Origin of the sequence: Mycoplasmopsis alligatoris A21JP2, from assembly GCF_000178375.1 — a bacterium.
Taxonomy (GTDB): Bacteria; Bacillota_I; Bacilli_A; order Mycoplasmatales; family Metamycoplasmataceae; genus Mycoplasmopsis; species Mycoplasmopsis alligatoris.
The window spans coordinates 66,625-86,190 of record NZ_ADNC01000007.1 but is presented as its reverse complement, the minus strand read 5'-3'; the positions used below and the strand labels follow the sequence as shown (position 1 = coordinate 86,190).

Genomic DNA, 19,566 nt, shown 5'->3' with positions numbered 1-19,566 from the left:
AATTAAAAATGAACAAGCATACTTGTTCATTTTAATTTATTAATTTATCAAATTCTTTTAATGTTAAAAGTTTTGTTCCGTTTTTTAAAGCTTTATTTAATTTCGAATCACCGGCATTTAATCCAACTATTAAATAGCTTGTTTGTTTAGTTGGAACGGTATGAAATTCTCCGCCATTCTGCTCAATAGCACTAATATAATAATTTCTTTCATGCTCTAATTTACCAGTTATAGAAAAACTTAACAAGTTTAACTTACCTTCATTATTTGCTTTTTTGTCATGTGCATAGGTAAATATGTTATCTAAAAACATTATTAATTCTTTGTTAGATTCATTTTCTAAATACAATTTTATTGACTCTACTGATTTAGGACCTATATCTGCAATGTCTTCTAAGTCATTTAAATTTAAATAATATAAATCTTCTAATTTATCAATTTTTTTAGCAATTAACTTTGATGCTCTTGCACCTATATTTTTTATTCCTAAAGACGATAAAACTTTGCTTATTGAAGCGCCTTTTGACTGTTCAACACTAGTCAGTAAGTTTTCTATTTTTTTATCCTTAAAGCTTCTTAATTTTGCTATTTCTTCAACTTTGTTATTTAACAAATATATGTCTTGGATATTTTTAATAATGTTATTTTCGTAAAGAATCTTAACTATTTTATCGCCAAGACCATTGATATCTAAACAAGGTTTTGAAGCAAAATAAATAATTGAGTTAATTATTTTTTCTTCACAATTTAAATTTAAACAGTATTGATCAACGTTGCCATCTATAGTCTCTAAAACACTCTTACATGAAGGGCAATTCAAAACTTTTTCAAAAGAGTTTAATGAATTTTTTTTGTGTAGAGAAATAACTTTAGGAATAATTTCACCAGCTTTTATAATTACTACTTCATCATTTATGTTTAAATTTAAATCCCTAATGTAATCATAATTATGTAAAGTAGCTTTTGAAACTGTACTTTGGTTTAAACTAACTGGTTCAACATTAGCTACATAATTAATTTTTCCGGTTCTTCCTACACTTACATCAATTTGTCTTATTGTTGTTATTGCCTGTTCTGCTTTATATTTGTATGCTATAGCGTATTTAGGAAATTTTGAAGTAAATCCTAATAGATTTCATTTTGTAAAATCATTGTACTTAATAACTAATCCATCGCATTCGTATTCAAGTGTATTTTTCATTGTTTCAAAATCATTTACAGCTTTTAAAATATCACTTAACTCGAATAGTAATTGGTTATTTTTTTGAGTATTCAACCCAAGGTTTTTAATAAATTTTATAGCATCTTCTTGAGTTGAAATATTATAATTTTCTGGTTGAACTATTTCGTATAAAACTACATCTAAATTACGCTGCTTAACTATTTTTTTATCTAATTGTCTTAACGTTCCAGCTGCTGCGTTTCTAGGATTTGCAAATAATTTTTGATCATTTTCTAAGAATGTTTTATTTAATTTTTCAAAGTTTTTTTTCGATAAATAAACTTCACCTCTTATTTCTATTTCTTCTAAAAAATCTATTTTTAATTTTACACTTTTAATTTGTAAAATGTTTTCAGTAACATCTTCACCAAAAACTCCATCACCACGTGTTACAGCGCGGACTAATTTACCATTATTGTAGTGTAAAGATATTGATAAACCATCTACTTTTGGTTCAAGAAAAAATCCTTTATTTTGATCAGTTACAACCTTAAAAATATCCTGGTAAAACTTTTCAATTTCTGAATTTATATTTGCTTTATTTAGGGATAACATAGGTTTATTGTGTTTATATTTACTAAATTTATTTGATGCAAAACCACCTATTATTTGACTAGGCGAATTTTCTAAAATTGCTTCAGGGTACATACTTTCTATTTCAAGTAATTCTTGATATTCTTGATCATAAACTTCATCAGTTACGCTTGGTGTATCAAGATTATAATATTCATTGTTTCACTTGTTTAAATTTTCAATTAATCTTTTGTATCTCTCTAAAATTTCTGGTTTCATTGTTTAATTATAAACAATAACAAAACAAAAAAACAACAATTACGTTGTTTTAATGATATGGGGCGAACGACGGGATTCGAACCCGCGAATGACGGGACCACAACCCGCTGTGTTAACCACTTCACCACGTTCGCCATTTTGCTTATGTATTATATAACAAAATTTTTAAAAATATTGCAATTTTTGTTAGTTTTTCTTTATCATTTATTTATGAAAAATGAGAAAAAAACTTTTAAAGATTTTTTAGAAATGTTTTGGTTTATACTAAAAATAAGTTTAATAGGTTTTGGTGGCGGTAATGCGCTAATGCCGGTTATAAAATCTGAAGCAGTAGAAAAGAAAAAATGATTAACTTTAGAGGAATTTGATCGCATGGTTATTATTACTAATATGCTTCCTGGCCCTTCGGTTATTCAATCACTAAACTATATAGCAGTACGATTTTTTGGCAAATGAAATGGTACTTTTATAACATTAATAGCAATATTACCACATGTTGGAATAGCATTTTTATTTTACTTTCTAATCAATTTATTACCAATTAATTATCTATATGTCATTTCAGTAGGAGTGTTAAGTGTGATAGTGGGTATTTTAATTGTTTTTGCACTTAGATACTTAAAAATGTCAAAGCTTAGATTACCAAATATACTATGAATAAGCCTTTTTCTACTAACATTTGCTTTTTGTTTTTTTATACCTAATCCTTATAATGTGCCAATTGTTATTATGATTTTAATATTTATTTTTATTTTTATTTTTGAAATGGTCGTTTTAAAAATAAATAAAAATAAAACAAAGAGAGGTAAAAAATAATGATTATTTTATTAGTATCTCTACCTATTTTAATATTAATATCACTTTCAGTATTTGGTGGTGGACAAGTATTTATGCCTGTCTTTAAATGATTTTGAGAATTTTTAGCAGAAGTTTTTAATGCCAATATAACTCAAGAACAAATTAATAAAATATTTGTGGTTTCTAATGCAACACCAGGAGTAGTTTCAACTAAATTTGCTTTTTTTACCGGTTATATAATTGCTGGTGGAGAATGGTGAGGTTACCTTGCGATGTTTTTAACTTATGTAATTTTTTGTATTCCAGCAATAATTGTTATGTTATCAACAATGAAATATATAAAAAAATTTGAGTCTAAAATGATTATCAAAAAAACCATGTTATACATGAAACCGATTGTTGCAGGAATAATTATAAGTATCGCTTTACAATTGTTAATTTCGGTTATGTTCCCTTTTATTAGTTTTAATGAAAGTGTTTCAAATTATGCTTCAATTGATTTTTTAAATGATAAGGCACAATTTTTTAGTGGTTGAAGAAGAATTGCATTATTTATCTATTTTCCGGTAGTTTGTTTGATCTCAGTTTATATGTGCAAAAAAAAGATTTCACTTTTTTACATAATTTTACTCGGAATAATTTCTTCATTAATTGTTTTTATGCCTTGACTTTAAATACCAACTTTCCTTTATTTGTTCATTTTTTGTAAATGAACATTTTTTTATTAATTTAAAGTTATGTATAAAAATAGAGGAATGCTTTTAGAAACAATTCTAAATAAAACGATCAATTATTATTGATCAAACAATATAGCTTATATTGAAAAAAAACAGGTACCAATTACCTTTAAATCTATAAGTAATTTAAATGGAAAATTAAGTTTAGATAATGCTGTTGTGTCTTCAAAGTCAACTGTTGATTATATCGGATGTTATAATGGAGCTTTTTTAGCTTTTGAAGCAAAAAGTACAAATAGTGAAAAATTAGAAATTTCAAACATAAAAGATCACCAAGTAGAGTACTTGAATTTAATTCACAAATCAGGAGGATATGCGCTTTTTGTAATATTTTTTAGCAAGTATAATGAGTTTTACATTTTACCAATTAATGTGTACCATAGATTAATAAGTAAAAATCCAAGAAGTATAACTAAAGAAGATATAAAAAAATATTCCATCAATGTAGAAGTTACATTTCCTGGAATATTAGATTTTTTACCTTTAATAAAATTTCTTATTTAAGATCGACTATTTCACGTAAATATTTAGAAGGTCTAAATCTTACCACACGTCTTTCTGGAATTGATATGTTTTCACCTGTGAAGGCATTTTTTGTTTCACGTTTACGTTTAATTTGTGTAGAGAATGTTCCTAAAGTTGATAGTTGTACTTTTTCTTCACCAATTAATTCTTCTTTTAGGTAAAACACGAATGCATCGAAAAATTTATTTACTTCTTTAACTGTGTATCCAGTTTTGTTAGCTATTTTCATTACGAATTCTTTTTTGGTCATTAGATTTCCTTTCTAGAGTAATCTTGTTATCTTTTAAGCCTATTTAAAAGGGCTATAAGTAAAATAATTATTTACAATGTAATTTTATATTTTTTTATAAGATATTTAATTATTTTTTAAATTATTCTTATTTTGCATATAAAATACAAATAAAGGTAATTTATGAACAAAGAAAATCAACAAAAATTAGAAAAAATAATAAACAATTCACTAGATAAAATAATGGCTGAAAAATTTGGTAGATATTCAAAATACATCATTCAGCAACGTGCTTTGCCTGATGTTAGAGATGGATTAAAACCAGTACATAGAAGAATATTATATGCTATGTCAGAGCTTGGTTTAACAAGTGATAAGCCTTATAAAAAATCAGCAAGAGTTGTAGGTGATGTTATAGGAAAATACCATCCTCATGGTGACACATCTGTCTATGATGCAATGGTAAATATGTCTCAGTGATGAAAAAATGGTATAGCACTTTTAGATATGCATGGAAACGTTGGATCACTTGATAATGATCCTGCTGCTGCTATGCGTTACACAGAAGTTAGAATGTCAAAAATTTGTAATTATATGCTTGATGACTTGAAAAAAAATACTGTTAGTTTTATTCCTAATTTTGATGATTCTGAAAAAGAACCATCGGTTTTACCATCAATTTTTCCTAATCTACTTGTTAATGGAACTACTGGAATTGCGATAGGGATGGCAACTGAAATGCCACCTCATAATTTAAACGAAGTTCTAGAAGCAACAATCGCAAAATTAAAAAGACCAACAATTACATTAGATGGTTTAATGGAACATATAAAAGGCCCTGATTTTCCTACTGGCGGTATAATCTACGGAAATAAAGGAATTTTTGAAGCATTTTATAACGGTAAATTAGATAAAGAAAAAATTAAATTATTCAGTAATTACACAGTTAAACAAACAGACAAAAATAAATTAATTGAAATAACCGAAATACCTTTTGGCGTTGTAAAATCTCAATTAGTCTATGATATTGATGTTTTAATAAATAATGAATCAATTGATGGGCTTTTAGAAATAAAAGATCAATCCGATAGAGAAGGAATTAGAATCGTAATTACCTTATCTAAAGATGCTAATGAAGAAAGTATCATTAGCTTCTTGCTTCAAAAAACATCTATGCAAGTAAATTACTCATATAATAATGTAGTTATTAGTAATAATTCGCCTAAGTTAATGAATTTAAATGAACTTTTAGATGCTTACATTGCGCACATAAAAGATGTAAAAACTAAAACGTTAACTTATGATTACAATAAATATTTATTAAGATTGGAAATAGTTTTAGGATTTTTAAAAGTTGCTGAAATAACAGATGCAGTTATTAAAGTAATTAGAAATAGCGAAGGATCAAAAAGTGGTGTAATAAAAGCTTTAAAGGAATCTTTTGGATTTAGCCAAAACCAAGCAACGGCAATTGCAGAATTAAGATTATACCGTTTGAGTAAAACTGATAAACAAGCATTTTTAATTGAAAAAGCAGAACTTGAAAAAAATATAGCAAACATAAAAGAGTTATTAAGTGATGAAAAGAAATTTGTAGGTTATTTAATAGAGCTTTTAAGAGGTATTATTAAAGAAATTCCAACTCCTAGAAAAACACAAATAGTTGCTGAAGAGTTTTCATTTAATCATGACAAAAAAGACTTGGTTAAAGAGGAAATTGTCAATATTTCCTTTAGTAAAAATGGTTATATAAAAAGATTAAGCCAAAAAATAATTGATAGTAATTCTCCTGAAAGTTACATGCTAAAAGAAGAAGATAATTTAGTATTTTTTGATAAATCTAATACAATGCACAATATTCTTATTTTTACAAATTTAGGTAATTATGCAATTATTCCTGTTTATAAAATACTTGAAAGCAAATGAAAAGATTTGGGTACTCATTTAAGTGATTTTGTTGCCTTATACCCTGGTGAATCAATTGTAAATGTTATTGATGTAGAAGATTGAAATGTTGGTGATTATGTAGTTATAATGTCAAAACAAGGTTACGCTAAAAAAACTTTAATTAGTGATTTTGAAGTTTCTAGAATCAATAAATCATATACTGCATTAAAAATAGATAAAAACGATGAAATAGTAAACGTTGCATTAAGTGATGGAACAAAAGATATTTTAATCGTAACAGCTATGGGTTATACTTCTAAATATAATGAAAATGATTTAAATATTTATGGTCCTAAAGCTAAAGGTTCAAAAGCAGTTTATTTAAGTAATAAAGATTATGTAGCATCATTTGAAATGGTTAAATTTAACGATACTGTTTCTATGTTAACCGATGATGGTTATTTTAAAAAAATGAAAGCAAAAGATATTTTATATGTACCTAAAACAAATAAAGGTAAAGAAATTTTTAAAAATCGAAAACTAAATCCTTTCTTTGTTACTGATATGTTTTCAAGTTTAAACGAAACTGAATTTTGAATTAAAACTGAAACAAATGAAATATTATTACAATCTTCACTTGGTTACAAACTTTCAAAAAATGATGAAGGATTTATAAAAATAAATACACCAAGTTTTTTAAATGCGTCTTTCAAAAAGAATTTAAAAGTTAAATTAGGAGATAAAATCACTAAGAAATATGATTCAGATTTATTGAATAATTTTGTTGAATTTGATGATGAAGATACTGAAAAAGAAAAAGTTCAAAATGAGGAAAAAAGATTTAGTGAAGCAGAAAAGCAAATTAATACCTTAGAACTTAATGTTGATGAATTATTAAAAAGAATTAATCGTTCATTAGGTGAAAAGGATAAAAAATAATAATGAAGTTGCAAATTAATCAAATTTTAGAATTACAAGCTTATGAATTAAGTTATGAAGGACTAGGAACTTGCAACTATAAAAGTAATTTTAAAATTTTTGTATCTGGCTTGCTTGCAGGCGAAAAAGGAATTGTTAAAATTACAAAGGTAAATAAAAATCATGCTTTTGGTTATGTTGAAGAACTTCTAGAATCATCTGAAAATAGAATATATAGTCCCACTAAAAGTGAACTAATTTCAAATTCTTTACCTTTAGCATCATTAAAATATTCAGAACAATTTAAATTTAAATATGAATTACTTAAAAAATGAATATCATGAAAAATGCCGCATATACCAATCTTTTTTGAACAAAAACTACCTTTAAATAACATTAAAATATTTAAAAATATAGATTCTATTTCTATTGAACCAACAAGCAATGATTGTGACTTATTATTAGATGAACAATTAGCAAAAAGAAATAAGTTAAAAATTCCGTTTATTTATGAAAGAGGAAAATTAATAACTGGAATGCATATTTTTAAAACTAATAAATTAATTAAAAGTCAAAACTATATTTTAGGTTCAGATCAAATGAATAGAATTATCCAAAATACAGTTTTTAAAATAAATAGTTATTTGTCTAAAGATTTAATCAAAAAGTTTTTAGAAATGACTATCAGAGAAAATAGTGCTAAAGAATATCAAATTATTTTTACAATGTTAGAGCCACTTAATAAATCAGATTTAGATCAATTGCATAATAATATTTATTTTGAAAGTCTAGTGTTACAAGTAGCTTTTAAAGCAGAAAACTATTTTTATGAGTTTTTAAATTTAAAAGATTTTTATATGGAATTAAATAACAAAAAATTTAAGGTTAATTATTATTCATTTTTTCAAACAAACACTTGAAATTTTAAAAGGATTTCTGAAGATATAAAATCAATTTTAAAATTATTTAATGTAGATAATGTTTTAGAATTATACTGTGGTGTAGGTTCTTTAGGAATATCTACTGGTTTAGAAAAATTAAACATCATAGGAATTGAAATAGTAAAACAAGCAATAGAAAATGCTCGAGAAAATGCAAAATTGAATGAGTTTAACAATGCTACTTATTATTGTGGAGATGTTTATAAAGTTATAAAAGAAAAAAATATTACACTTAATAACAAAGTTGTTTTATTAGATCCACCAAGGTCAGGTCTAGATAAAGAATTAATTGATTTTTTAGTAAATAATAATGCAGATAAAATTATTTATGTATCTTGTGATTTAGGGACTTTAATAAGAGATATAACTATTTTTGATAGTTTTGGTTATGACATAAATTTTGTTAAAGGATATGACGTATTTAAAAACACAAGTCATATTGAAACATTGAGTTTTATTACAAAAAAGAACAGATAAAATAATAAAAACACGCAAGACGTGTTTTTTAATTATTTTGCAAATTCTACTAATGTATGAACCATGGCTGCCATTGGTTCTCCATTAACATCGGCTGTTGAGGCAACATCACAGTGAATATAAGGAACATCTTTAGTAAATTCTTTTAAAAACATTGCTGCTGAATTATGATCAGCTTTTGAGGATCCTGATCAGTTATTTAAGTCAGCAACTTTACTTGAAGTATTAGTTTTGTGGAAATCCTTATGCATTGGCATTCTTCATACTTTTTCTTTTGCTTGACTTGCAGCAGAACAAAATTTTTCTCAATTTTTATCATCGGTTGATCAAATTCCAGTATAAACTTTTCCTAAAGCATACATTAATGAACCAGTTAGTGTTGCAACATCAACGATTGTTGTTGCTTTTAAAATATCGGCTGCATAGTATAAACCATCTGCTAAAACCAGTCTTCCTTCAGCATCTGTATCAGTTACTTCAACTCATTTTCCAGACATTGATTGATAAACATTTTCAGGTAACGAAGCATCGCCATCTAGTCTATTGTCGGTAATACACATAACTGCACTAACATTCTTTTTAAGCTCTAATTGTGCAATGCTTTTTAGTGAATATGCCACAATAACAGAACCAGACATATCAAATTTCATGCCTTCCATATGATAACCTTTTGTGTTAACACCACCAGTATCAAATGTAATTCCTTTTCCTACATAAACTATTTTTTCTTTTGAACTTTTATCCCCAGTATATTCAATAACAACTACTCTTGGTTCATGAGTACTTCCTTTGTTTACCGATAAAATTAAGTTCATTCCAAGCTCTCTTATTTGTGCTTTTGTTAAAACTTTTACTCTCAAATTTTTAATATTTTGTAAGTCTGAAACAACATGTTCAGCAAGTTGTTCTGAATTTAAAAAGTTTTCAGGCATAATTTGTAAATTTCTTGTTTGTGAAATTGCTTGATTAATAATAATTTGTTCTTGAGCAAATTCTTTTAGTTCATTATTATCTAAATAAAAGCTTATTGAGTATTTATTTTTTTCTTCTTTTTGATGTTTTGCAAAAAGAGTAAAAGTAGCAAATTCAACTGCTTTATAGGCTAATTGGACAGCATCTTTAAGTGAAATGCTTTCATTTACTAATGATGCTACGTCCAATTGATAACTTCTTTTTAGATCACTTAGTGCATTTAAAAGTAATTTAGCAACTGAATAATAATTTGAATTTTCCTTATCTACATATAAATAAGCTTCATTTGATTCAACATTACTTGTTAGTGAAGCATTTTTTTTGCTTACATAAGTAGGAAAATTACCGTTTTGATATGCTATTTTAAAAAGCATATCTTTATTTCTTTTATTTGTATATAGTTTTAACATTTTATTCTCCTTTTAAAAATGAATCAATGGCAATTGAAGCACTTTTTCGATAAGCTTTAATTAATCCGCCTGCTCCAAGTTTTATTCCACCAAAATATCTAATTGTTACAACAAGTAAATTATCAGCTTTTTTTAAATTTATTAAATCGTAAATAGCTTTACCTGCAGTGTTTTTTGGTTCACCATCATCGTTGAATCCACCGTTTATAATCCCCTCTTGATCCTTATATAAAAAGGCATAACATATATGACGAGCTTTTTTATTTTCAACTCACAAAGCATCAATTATTTTAGAAATTTGCTCTTTAGAATTGATTGAATAAGCTTGCGAAATAAACCTGGATTTTTTGACAATTAATTCATTCATATTACTATTTTAAACATATTTTTTGTAAAGAAAAGAAACATTAAAATTTATTTAAAAATTACTAATTATAAAAACATAATTTATAATTTTTTTATGTCTATTTTTCAATTAAGAGCAAACTATAAACCAAGTGGTGATCAGCCAAAAGCAATTCAAGAAATTTCAGAAGGAATTGCTGAAGGTTTAAAACATCAAGTTTTAGAAGGAGTAACTGGGTCTGGTAAAACATTTACTGTTGCCAATGTTATTCAAAACTTTGATCGTCCTGTTTTAGTTCTTTCACATAATAAAACTTTAGCAAGTCAGTTATATAGTGAACTAAAATCATTTTTTCCACATAATGCTGTGGAGTATTTTGTTAGTTATTTTGACTACTATAGACCTGAAGCTTATTTACCAACTTCTGATACTTACATAGAAAAAACTTCTAAGACAAATCAAGACATTGAACTTCTAAGAATGTCAACAATTAATTCGCTCTTAAAACGTCGTGATGTTATTGTTGTAGCATCAGTTAGTTCTATTTATGGAGCTTTAAATCCTAATGAATATCAAAAAGGAATTTTAGAAATTTTTGTTGGTTTAGATTTTGTTTTCAAAGATTTTTTAAGAACATTAGTAAAAATAAAATATGATAGAAATGACATTGATAATCCACCAGGTAGTTTTAGTGTAAAAGGAGATACAATATTAATTTCTCCAGCAGACAGTGAAGACTACTTATTAAGAATAGATTTTTTTGGTGACACTATTGAAGAAATAAGTCATGTTGACAAAATAACTAAAAATGTGATTAAAACTTTTAAAACTTATTTTATTTATCCAGGAGAAGCATATACAGTTTCAAATAGCGTTTTTGATACTATTCTCCCTATGATTAAGCAAGAAATGGAAAATAGAGAAAAGTATTTTAAAGAAAACAACTTACTTTTAGAAGCACAAAGAATTTCTGAAAGAGTAAAAAATGATATGGATGATATGGCTGAATACGGTTTTTGCTCTGGAATTGAAAATTACACAATGTATTTAGATGGTAGAAATTTTGGTCAACGTCCATTTACTTTATTTGATTATTTACCAAGTGATACTATTTTATTTTTGGACGAATCACATATGATGATTCCTCAACTTAATGGGATGTATAAAGGTGATAGAGCTAGAAAGCAAACTCTAGTTGATTATGGTTTTAGACTTCCTTCTGCTCTTGAAAACAGACCTTTAAAGTTTGAAGAATTTGAAAATTCATTTGACTATCAACGAATTTATATTTCAGCAACACCAAATGAATATGAACTCGATAAATCAGAAGGACTAGTTACAAAACTTTATGTTAGACCAACAGGGTTGCTTGATCCAATTTTAGAAATTAAACCTACAAAAAATCAAATAGAAGATATTTTTGATCAAATTCAAGGACAAATAACTAAAGACCAAAGAGCTATAATTTTAACAACTACTAAACGTAGTGCTGAAGAATTATCTAGTTATATGCAAACAAGAAAGGTAAAGTCAGCTTATATTCACTCTGATTATGACACATTTAAAAGAAATGATATTTTACGAAAATTACGTAAAGGAATTTATGATGTTGTTATAGGAATTAATTTATTAAGAGAAGGGATTGATTTACCAGAAGTTTCTTTAGTTGTGGTTTTGGATGCGGATAAAGAAGGGTTTATGAGAAACAAATCAAGTTTAATCCAGATTGCAGGACGGGCAGCTAGAAACAAAGATGGGCGCGTTATATTTTATGCTGATGTTTTAACAAAATCTTTAAAAGAATGTTTTAAAGATAATGAATATAAAAGAAATCTTCAAATCGCTTACAATAAAAAACATAATATTATTCCACAAACTATATATAAAGAAATTTTAGAACCTATTCAAGGACATGAAATAGACAATTCTTTAGAGTTAGTTTTATCTAAAAATAAGAAAATTTCAAAACAAGAAAAAGATGAAATGATTAAAAAAATAAAAATACAAATGAAGCAAGCAGCAAAAGATCTTGATTATGAACGAGCAATTGAGCTTAGAGATTTAGTAATAGAGATAGAAAAAAACTAAAAAGTTAATTTTTTAGTATTTTTTTAACTAAAATTTAACTTTTTGCTAAAATAGATATGAAAAGAGGTATTATGAATTACACAATAAAAGAAATAAAACAAAACACAGACATTATTAATGACTTGAGTTTAGATGTTTATGATATTTTTGCAGATTTGATTAAAATGTTAAAATATCATCAATTTAAAAATAAGGAATTAGAAACTAAATTGTTAGAATTTAAATTAAATCCAAACTCTTCAAGAGTTAGAAAAAATTTAGAAGAATTTTCAATTTTATTTGCTTACTTACTTTTTAGCGAAGGTAAATACACAAAAGAATTACCTGAAAAAGCAGCTAAAGTTAGCAAAGAAGTTAAAGAAAGCAAAAGTTTAGAAGATTTTATAGCAAAAGTTTATGAAACATATGGACCTAGAGTTAACATGGAAGCTATTGGAACTTTGTTTCACTTATTTAAATTAGATGGAACATCAAAAGACTTAATTGCATTACTAGAATTTAACTTGTTTGACCAAAAAACATTAGAATTACTAGATAAAATGACTTTTATTTTTCATCCATTTAATGGGTGTGATGCTCCATTATAGGAGAAAAAAATGGCAAATAAAGATTTACAGAATTTTTTAATTATCAAAGGAGCTAGAGAAAATAATTTAAAAAATATTTCTCTTACAATTCCTAAAAACAAATTAGTAGTTTTTACAGGATTAAGTGGTTCTGGTAAATCTTCATTAGCTTTTAACACTATTTACGAAGAAGGAAGAAGAAGATATGTAGATAGTTTAAGTTCTTATGCAAGAATGTTTTTGGGTGGAACTTCAAAACCTGATGTTGATAGTATTGAAGGTTTATCTCCAGCTATTTCTATTGAACAAAAAACCGTTCATAATAATCCGCGTTCAACTGTTGGAACAGTAACTGAAATTTATGATTATTTAAGATTACTTTTTGCTCGGATTGGTAAACCATTTTGCCCAAAACATAATATAGAAATTTCTTCACAAACAACTAAAGACATTATTGACTCTATTTATAAATATAAAGAAAATACAATGTTGATATTTTCAGCGCCTTTAGTTGAAGGAGAAAAAGGAACTCACCAAAATTTATTAACTAAATTAAAACAAGAAGGTTTTTTAAGAGTAAAAATTGATGGAGTCATATATAAATTAAATGATGACATAGAATTAGACAAAAATGCCCGTCATTCTATTGATTTGGTAATTAATAGAATTGCTCTAAGTGAAGAAAATTATGAAAGAATTGCACAATCTGTTGATATTTGTTTAGAAAAAGCTGGTGGACACATCAAGGTTGAAAATGTTGAAACAAAAGAAGTTAAAATCTTTTCTAAAAACCATAGTTGTATTTATAAAGATTTTGAAGTTCCTAAAATTGAAACTAAACTTTTTTCATTTAACTCACCATATGGAATGTGTGAAAATTGCAAGGGTATTGGAGTTGAATTTAAACCTGATTTTAATGCAATTATTGTTAATGATAATTACACAATAGAACAAGGTGCAATAGACATTTTTAAAAACACTGTTAATACTAAAAATTTAGAATGACAAGAATTTGAAGTGTTGCTAAAAAAATACAATATACCTATAGACAAGCCAATTAATACATTAACAGATGAACAAATTGAAATTATAAAATATGGTTCAAAAGAAGAAATAACATTTTCTCTAAGAAGTTCAAGTGGTAATATTTCAAATTATTCTAGATATATTGATGGAGTTTTAACTAAAGTTGAAAAATCTTACTATGATACAAGTAGTGAAAGAATAAGAGATTAACTAAAAAGATATATGGGTACTTTTGCGTGTTCAAAATGTAAAGGTTCAAGATTAAATCAATATGGTTTAGCTATAAAAATAGATAATAAAAATATTTATGACTTAACTTTATTGTCTGTTGCTGATGCCTTAATTACAATAGAAAATGCACAAATAGATGAACAAGAAAAAAATATATCTCGCTTAATCATAGATGAATTAGTAAACAGATTAAGTTTTTTAAAAAATGTAGGATTAGATTATTTAACTTTATCTAGAACCGCTGAATCTCTTTCAGGAGGAGAAGCCCAGCGTATTCGTTTAGCAACTCAAATTGGTTCAAAACTTACTGGTGTTTTATATATTTTAGATGAACCATCAATTGGATTACACCAAAAAGATAACTTAATGCTTATTGATGCGCTTAAACAAATGGTTGAATTAGGGAACACTTTAGTAGTTGTAGAACATGATGATGAAACAATTTTTTCTGCTGACCATATAGTTGATATAGGACCAGAAGCAGGTATTCATGGAGGACAAATTGTTGCTCAAGGAAGCGTTGATGATATTTGCAAATCAGAGCAATCAATAACTGGTAAATATTTATCAAAAGAATGAGAAATTCCAATTCCAAGACATCGTCGTAGTGGGAATGGTAAAAAATTAGTAATTAAAGGTGCTAGAGAAAATAATTTAAAAAATATTGATGTTACAATTCCACTTGGAAAATTAGTTGGAGTTACTGGAGTTAGTGGTTCTGGAAAATCTACTTTAGTAACAAATATCATTGTTAACGAGTTGAATATGGAAGATTTAAATCCTTATAGTTTATCATTTAAACCTAGAAAAAAAGCTTTAGTTGATTCAGTAAAAGGTGCTTTTGACATTGACAAAATAATTGAAATAACACAAAGTCCAATCGGTAGAACACCTCGTTCAAATCCAGCAACTTATACTGGAGTTTTTGATGAAATAAGAGATATATTTGCTATGTCAACAGAATCAAAAGCTCGTGGTTATGCAAAAGGACGATTCAGTTTTAATGTTCCTGGTGGACGTTGTGAAAAATGTCAAGGTGATGGTTTAATAAAAATTGAAATGCATTTTTTACCAGATGTTTACATTAATTGTGACCAGTGTGACGGAAAACGCTATAACAGAGAGACTTTAGAAATTAAGTATCATAATAAAAGCATTTATGATATTTTGAATCTATCAGTAGAAGAAGCACTTGAAGTTTTTGCTAATAAACCAAAAATCTTAACTAAATTGCAGACTTTATTTGATGTAGGTTTAGGTTATATAAAACTAGGTCAAAACTCTACAACATTATCAGGTGGAGAAGCACAAAGAGTAAAACTAGCAGCTCATTTACAAAAAAAACCAACTGGAATGACATTATTTGTTTTAGACGAACCAACAACTGGATTACACACTCATGATGTTGCAAAATTAATTAAAATTCTAAATAGAATTGTTGATAACGGAGACACAGTTTTAGTTATTGAACACAATTTAGATGTAATTAAAAGTTGTGACCATCTTATCGATTTAGGACCCGATGGTGGAATTAATGGTGGAAGAGTTGTAGCAAGTGGAACACCTGAACAAGTAGCGCAAAAAGAGGATAGTTATACTGGTCAATTTCTTGCTAAATTATTACATTCTTAATTTTAAATAATAAAGTAAAATATTTAAAAGAAATTAAGAGGTATTAATGATTAAAAAAGCAGTTAATATTAACATGATCATTGAGCGTTTTGGTTTAGAAATTACTAACAAAGATGCTCATCCTATTAATCGAGATGTTTTAAGTCCTGCCATCAAAAGAGTTGGTTTAGAACTAACTGGACAAATTAAAAACGCTCGTATTAGTCACAATGTTATTTGTTGAGGAACAACAGAAAGTAAATGATTTGTTTCAATTGGAAAAGATAAAAGTATTGAAGCTTTAGATTCAATATTTAGATATCACCCACCTATTGTAATTTTGTCTCGTGGAGTTAGTTCTTTACCAGCAAAATGAATTATTGAAACAGCTAATAAATACAAAATTCCAGTTTGTATTTTGCCCAATTCATCTACAGCAGTGATAACTACGACAATTGGTTCTTACTTAAATAATTTTTATTTAGAAGAAACTCAAGTACATGGTTGTTTAGTTTTAATCGGAGGAGTTGGAGTTTTAATAGTAGGACCAAGTGGCTCTGGTAAATCAGAAGCAACTCTTGATTTAATTCAAAGAGGACATATTTTTATAGCAGATGATGCTGTTTTAATTAAAGACACTGGTGGACATTTTGTTGGTTCATCGCCAAAGATTACACGTAACTTTTTAGAAGTTCGCGGAATTGGAATTATTGATATTAAATATACTTATGGAATTACCTCTGTAGCTAGAAATTGTGAAATTAACTTAGTAGTTGAACTTGTTCAAAAACAACACCAAAATGACTTAGATCGCATTGGTATAGGCTTTTTAAAATATCCAATTAATAAAACTTACATCAAAAAAATTCAAATTCCTGTTAAAGACGGGGGCTCAACTGCCTCACTTATTGAAGCAGCAGTTAGTTCATATCTAGCTAGACATGATGGCTTAGATGTTATAAAAGAAATTACAGAAAGGAGTAAAAAATAATGCAAACACCAACATGAATTCCAGAATTTGCTTTTAAATCTGGAGATAGTGCAATCCTTTTTTCAATTGGTTCTTACCAATTTCACTTATATTCATTAATGATTATGATGGGTATTCTTGCTTCTATTTTGACAATTACTTTTTTCTGAACTAGAGAAAAATACAAAAGTGAAGTATTTTTAACACTTATTTTAATAACAGTTCCTATGTCTATTTTTGGATCTAGATTAGGTTATGTAATTGAAGAATTAATTTATAGTCCTAATCCATTTGCCGGTAGTGCCTGATATGCGGCCTGAGACGGGGGACTTTCAATTCAAGGTGGAATTATTTTAGCTGCTACTTGTGACTTAATTTATGTTTACTTTAACCGTCACATAGTTGATGTGAGAAAATGTATAAGTTATATTATTCCAACAATCTTAATTGGACAATTTGTTGGTCGTTGAGGAAACTATGCTAACCACGAGGTTTATGGAAAAATAGACTGAACTGGAAATTCATCATTAATATTTGGAAAATCATTTGCCCAAAATATGTTTATTATTGATAGTTTTTCAGAACAACTTTTAGGAAAAAATCAAGGTGCATTTAGATACCCATTATTCTTATATGAAGGATTAGCAAACTTAGTAGGATACATTTTAATTGTTTGAATATTTAACTTATTTGGTATATTCAAACCTGGTTCAACCTCTGGATTCTACTTTATTTGATATGGGTTAGTTCGTTTAGCAATGGAACCTTTAAGACAAGAATCGTTTGCAATTTATTCTATAACAGCTTTATTATTCATAATTTTAGGAACAATTATTTTTATTTATTATGAATTTTGATGCCGTGTTGAATACAAAAAAGTTTGAAACAAATATTACTTTGAATATTCATACGTAAGAGAAGAAGAATATTTAAAATGAGTTGATAGAACAAATATTAAAAATATAATTAAAAGAAAAATGAATGAAAGAACAACACAAATTATTTAGGAGAAATTATGACAAAACAACAATATGATTTAGTAATTATTGGATCAGGTCCAGCAGGACTTAACGCTGCCTTGTATGCTTCAAGAGCTAACTTATCAGTAGCCTTTGTAGAAAAAGGTGCACCTGGTGGTAAATTATCAGCTACTTCAAAAATTGAAAACTGACTAGGTTTTGGAAACATGGAAGGTTGAGAAATGGCTCAAAAATTCTTTGGACACGCTCAAGAATATGGAGCTAAATATGTTTATGGTGAAGTTGAAAACATTATTAGCCACTCTGAATTTGACAAAGAAATAGTTTTAAAAGATGGTAAAACATTAAGTGCAAAATCAGTTCTTATTGCAACAGGAATGAAAAACAGAATTCCTACATTTATTAAAAACGTTGAAACTTTTATAGATCGTGGAGTTAGTTTCTGTGCTATTTGTGATGGACCAATTTTTGGAAAAAATCCTACATTAGTTTTAGGTGGAGGAAATTCAGCGGTTGAAGAATCGGTTTATTTATCTAAAATTGCTTCACACGTTTATTTAGTTATTAAAGATGCTGAATTCAATGCTGAAAAAAGATTAGTTGATGATTTATTAAAACTAGACAATGTAACTATTTTTAGAGAAAGCCAAATTGTTGAATTACAAGGTGGCGACATGGTTGAAAAAGCCTTGGTTAAAGATAAAAACGGAAAAATTACATCATTAGAAATTGCTTCATTTTTCCCATATATTGGACTTGAACCCGCTGCATATTTTGCACAAGGATTAGGAGTTTTAGAACCTACAGGATTTATTAAAACAAATGAAGAAATGGAAACAAGAGTACCTGGTGTTTATGCAGCTGGTGATATTAGAGTTAAAAACATAAGACAAATTGTTACTGCTGCTGCCGATGGAGCTATTGCTGCTAAAAGTATTTCAGATCATTTATCAAAACAAAATTAATAACAAAATTACAACACCGAGAAATCGGTGTTTTTATTACTTTTTTCACTTATTAGTTTTATTTAAAAAAATATAAGTAAAAAAATGTGGAAATATATACATATCATATTTTTTAAAACAAGTTTCGAATATATAATTTTATTATCCAATTAAGGAGGTATATGAAACAAATTTTACTAGCTCATCGAGGATATAGTGGTATTGCACCTGAAAATACAAGGCTTGCTTTTGATGCGGCATTAATATTTGGATTTGATGGATTTGAAATAGATGTTCATCAAACTAAAGATAATGTTTTAGTTGTTATTCATGATGAAACAACTAATCGAACTGCAAAATCAAATAGAACAGTAGGTAAGTCTACTTATAAAGAATTACTTGAAGATGATCACTCATTATTTATGGGCAAAAATTTACCAATTCAAAGAATTTTAACTCTTGAAGAATTATTGGATTTATACATAGAACATGTTCAATATCTTAATATAGAAATAAAAACGGATGTTACTGAGTATGAAGGAATAGAAGAAAATATTAATAATTTAATGTCTAAATATAAAAAACATTGAAACAAAATTATCTTTTCTTCATTTAATTACAACTCACTAAGACGTTTATATGTTTTAAATCCTAAATTAAGATATGGGTTCTTGTGATGAAAAGAATCGCAATTAAAAAACATTAATGTTTCTGAAATGTTATCATTTTGCGAATTTCTACATCCATGATTACCTATGTATGAAAAAGACAAAGAATTGTATTTGTCATGAAATAAAAAGTTTTGCTTATGGACCATAAAATCAATACAAAATTTTGATAAATACAAAAACGATAAAAACGTATTTGCACAAATTAGCAATTACAAATATTAAGGA

Annotated in this window: 15 protein-coding genes, 1 tRNA gene and 1 pseudogene; 12 read left to right on the top strand and 5 right to left on the bottom strand. The window is 27.0% G+C overall.

What is annotated here, in order from left to right; genetic code table 4:
* Positions 1 to 31: 31 nt before the first annotated feature.
* On the bottom strand, positions 32 to 2,014 hold the full coding sequence (gene ligA / locus MALL_RS01125) for an NAD-dependent DNA ligase LigA (protein ID WP_005683383.1): 1,983 nt from the start codon (positions 2,012 to 2,014) through the stop codon (positions 32 to 34).
* Positions 2,015 to 2,072: 58 nt separating this feature from the next.
* Positions 2,073 to 2,148, bottom strand: a tRNA-His gene (locus tag MALL_RS01120).
* 76 nt (positions 2,149 to 2,224) lie between these two features.
* Here MALL_RS01120 and MALL_RS01115 point away from each other — a divergent pair.
* The 3 genes from MALL_RS01115 (at position 2,225) to recU (ending at position 4,053) form a co-directional block, all read left to right on the top strand.
* Positions 2,225 to 2,830 (top strand): chromate transporter, encoded by a 606-nt coding sequence (locus tag MALL_RS01115; protein WP_040545478.1) that lies wholly within the window; start codon positions 2,225 to 2,227, stop codon positions 2,828 to 2,830.
* The gene (locus tag MALL_RS01110) at positions 2,830 to 3,486 is read left to right on the top strand and encodes a chromate transporter (RefSeq protein WP_005683372.1); all 657 of its coding nucleotides are present in this window, start codon (positions 2,830 to 2,832) and stop codon (positions 3,484 to 3,486) included. Before MALL_RS01115 ends, MALL_RS01110 begins: the two co-directional genes overlap by 1 nt.
* Positions 3,487 to 3,549: 63 nt before the next feature.
* Positions 3,550 to 4,053, top strand: a complete 504-nt coding sequence (recU, locus tag MALL_RS01105; protein WP_005683306.1) for a Holliday junction resolvase RecU — start codon at positions 3,550 to 3,552, stop codon at positions 4,051 to 4,053.
* On the opposite strand, the gene MALL_RS01100 is transcribed toward recU, so the two are convergent.
* Positions 4,046 to 4,324, bottom strand: coding sequence for an HU family DNA-binding protein (locus MALL_RS01100; protein ID WP_005683382.1), 279 nt, complete (start codon positions 4,322 to 4,324; stop codon positions 4,046 to 4,048). The two genes, recU and MALL_RS01100, sit on opposite strands and share 8 nt — an antisense overlap.
* Before the next feature lie 162 nt (positions 4,325 to 4,486).
* Between MALL_RS01100 and MALL_RS01095 the strand changes: the two genes are divergently transcribed.
* The gene (locus tag MALL_RS01095; protein ID WP_005683343.1) at positions 4,487 to 7,129 is read left to right on the top strand and encodes a DNA topoisomerase IV subunit A; all 2,643 of its coding nucleotides are present in this window, start codon (positions 4,487 to 4,489) and stop codon (positions 7,127 to 7,129) included.
* 2 nt (positions 7,130 to 7,131) lie between these two features.
* A complete protein-coding gene (locus MALL_RS01090) occupies positions 7,132 to 8,526 on the top strand; it encodes a class I SAM-dependent RNA methyltransferase (protein WP_005683433.1) in 1,395 nt (464 codons plus the stop codon).
* Positions 8,527 to 8,558: 32 nt separating this feature from the next.
* On the opposite strand, the gene MALL_RS01085 is transcribed toward MALL_RS01090, so the two are convergent.
* Both MALL_RS01085 and MALL_RS01080 read right to left on the bottom strand, forming a co-directional pair.
* Complete coding sequence (locus tag MALL_RS01085) at positions 8,559 to 9,908, bottom strand: M17 family metallopeptidase (protein WP_005683295.1); 1,350 nt, start codon at positions 9,906 to 9,908, stop codon at positions 8,559 to 8,561.
* Between the two features lies 1 nt (position 9,909).
* Entirely contained in the window at positions 9,910 to 10,275 is a 366-nt protein-coding gene (locus MALL_RS01080; RefSeq protein ID WP_005683297.1) for an IMPACT family protein, read from the bottom strand.
* Between the two features lie 93 nt (positions 10,276 to 10,368).
* On the opposite strand from MALL_RS01080, the gene uvrB reads away from it, so the two are divergent.
* From uvrB to MALL_RS01045, 7 genes and pseudogenes are all read left to right on the top strand, one after another.
* On the top strand, positions 10,369 to 12,342 hold the full coding sequence (uvrB, locus tag MALL_RS01075) for an excinuclease ABC subunit UvrB (RefSeq protein WP_005683263.1): 1,974 nt from the start codon (positions 10,369 to 10,371) through the stop codon (positions 12,340 to 12,342).
* 71 nt (positions 12,343 to 12,413) lie between these two features.
* Positions 12,414 to 12,929, top strand: a complete 516-nt coding sequence (locus MALL_RS01070) for a hypothetical protein (RefSeq protein ID WP_005683357.1) — start codon at positions 12,414 to 12,416, stop codon at positions 12,927 to 12,929.
* 9 nt (positions 12,930 to 12,938) lie between these two features.
* Positions 12,939 to 15,797, top strand: a pseudogene (gene uvrA / locus MALL_RS01065) (excinuclease ABC subunit UvrA).
* 46 nt (positions 15,798 to 15,843) lie between these two features.
* The gene (gene hprK, locus MALL_RS01060; protein WP_005683320.1) at positions 15,844 to 16,767 is read left to right on the top strand and encodes an HPr(Ser) kinase/phosphatase; all 924 of its coding nucleotides are present in this window, start codon (positions 15,844 to 15,846) and stop codon (positions 16,765 to 16,767) included.
* A complete protein-coding gene (lgt, locus tag MALL_RS01055; RefSeq protein ID WP_005683362.1) occupies positions 16,767 to 17,753 on the top strand; it encodes a prolipoprotein diacylglyceryl transferase in 987 nt (328 codons plus the stop codon). The genes hprK and lgt overlap by 1 nt, the downstream gene beginning before the upstream one ends.
* Positions 17,754 to 17,761: 8 nt before the next feature.
* Complete coding sequence (locus MALL_RS01050) at positions 17,762 to 18,691, top strand: NAD(P)/FAD-dependent oxidoreductase (RefSeq protein ID WP_005683375.1); 930 nt, start codon at positions 17,762 to 17,764, stop codon at positions 18,689 to 18,691.
* A 161-nt stretch (positions 18,692 to 18,852) separates the two neighbouring features.
* Positions 18,853 to 19,563, top strand: a complete 711-nt coding sequence (locus MALL_RS01045) for a glycerophosphodiester phosphodiesterase family protein (protein WP_005683291.1) — start codon at positions 18,853 to 18,855, stop codon at positions 19,561 to 19,563.
* Positions 19,564 to 19,566 lie beyond the last annotated feature (3 nt).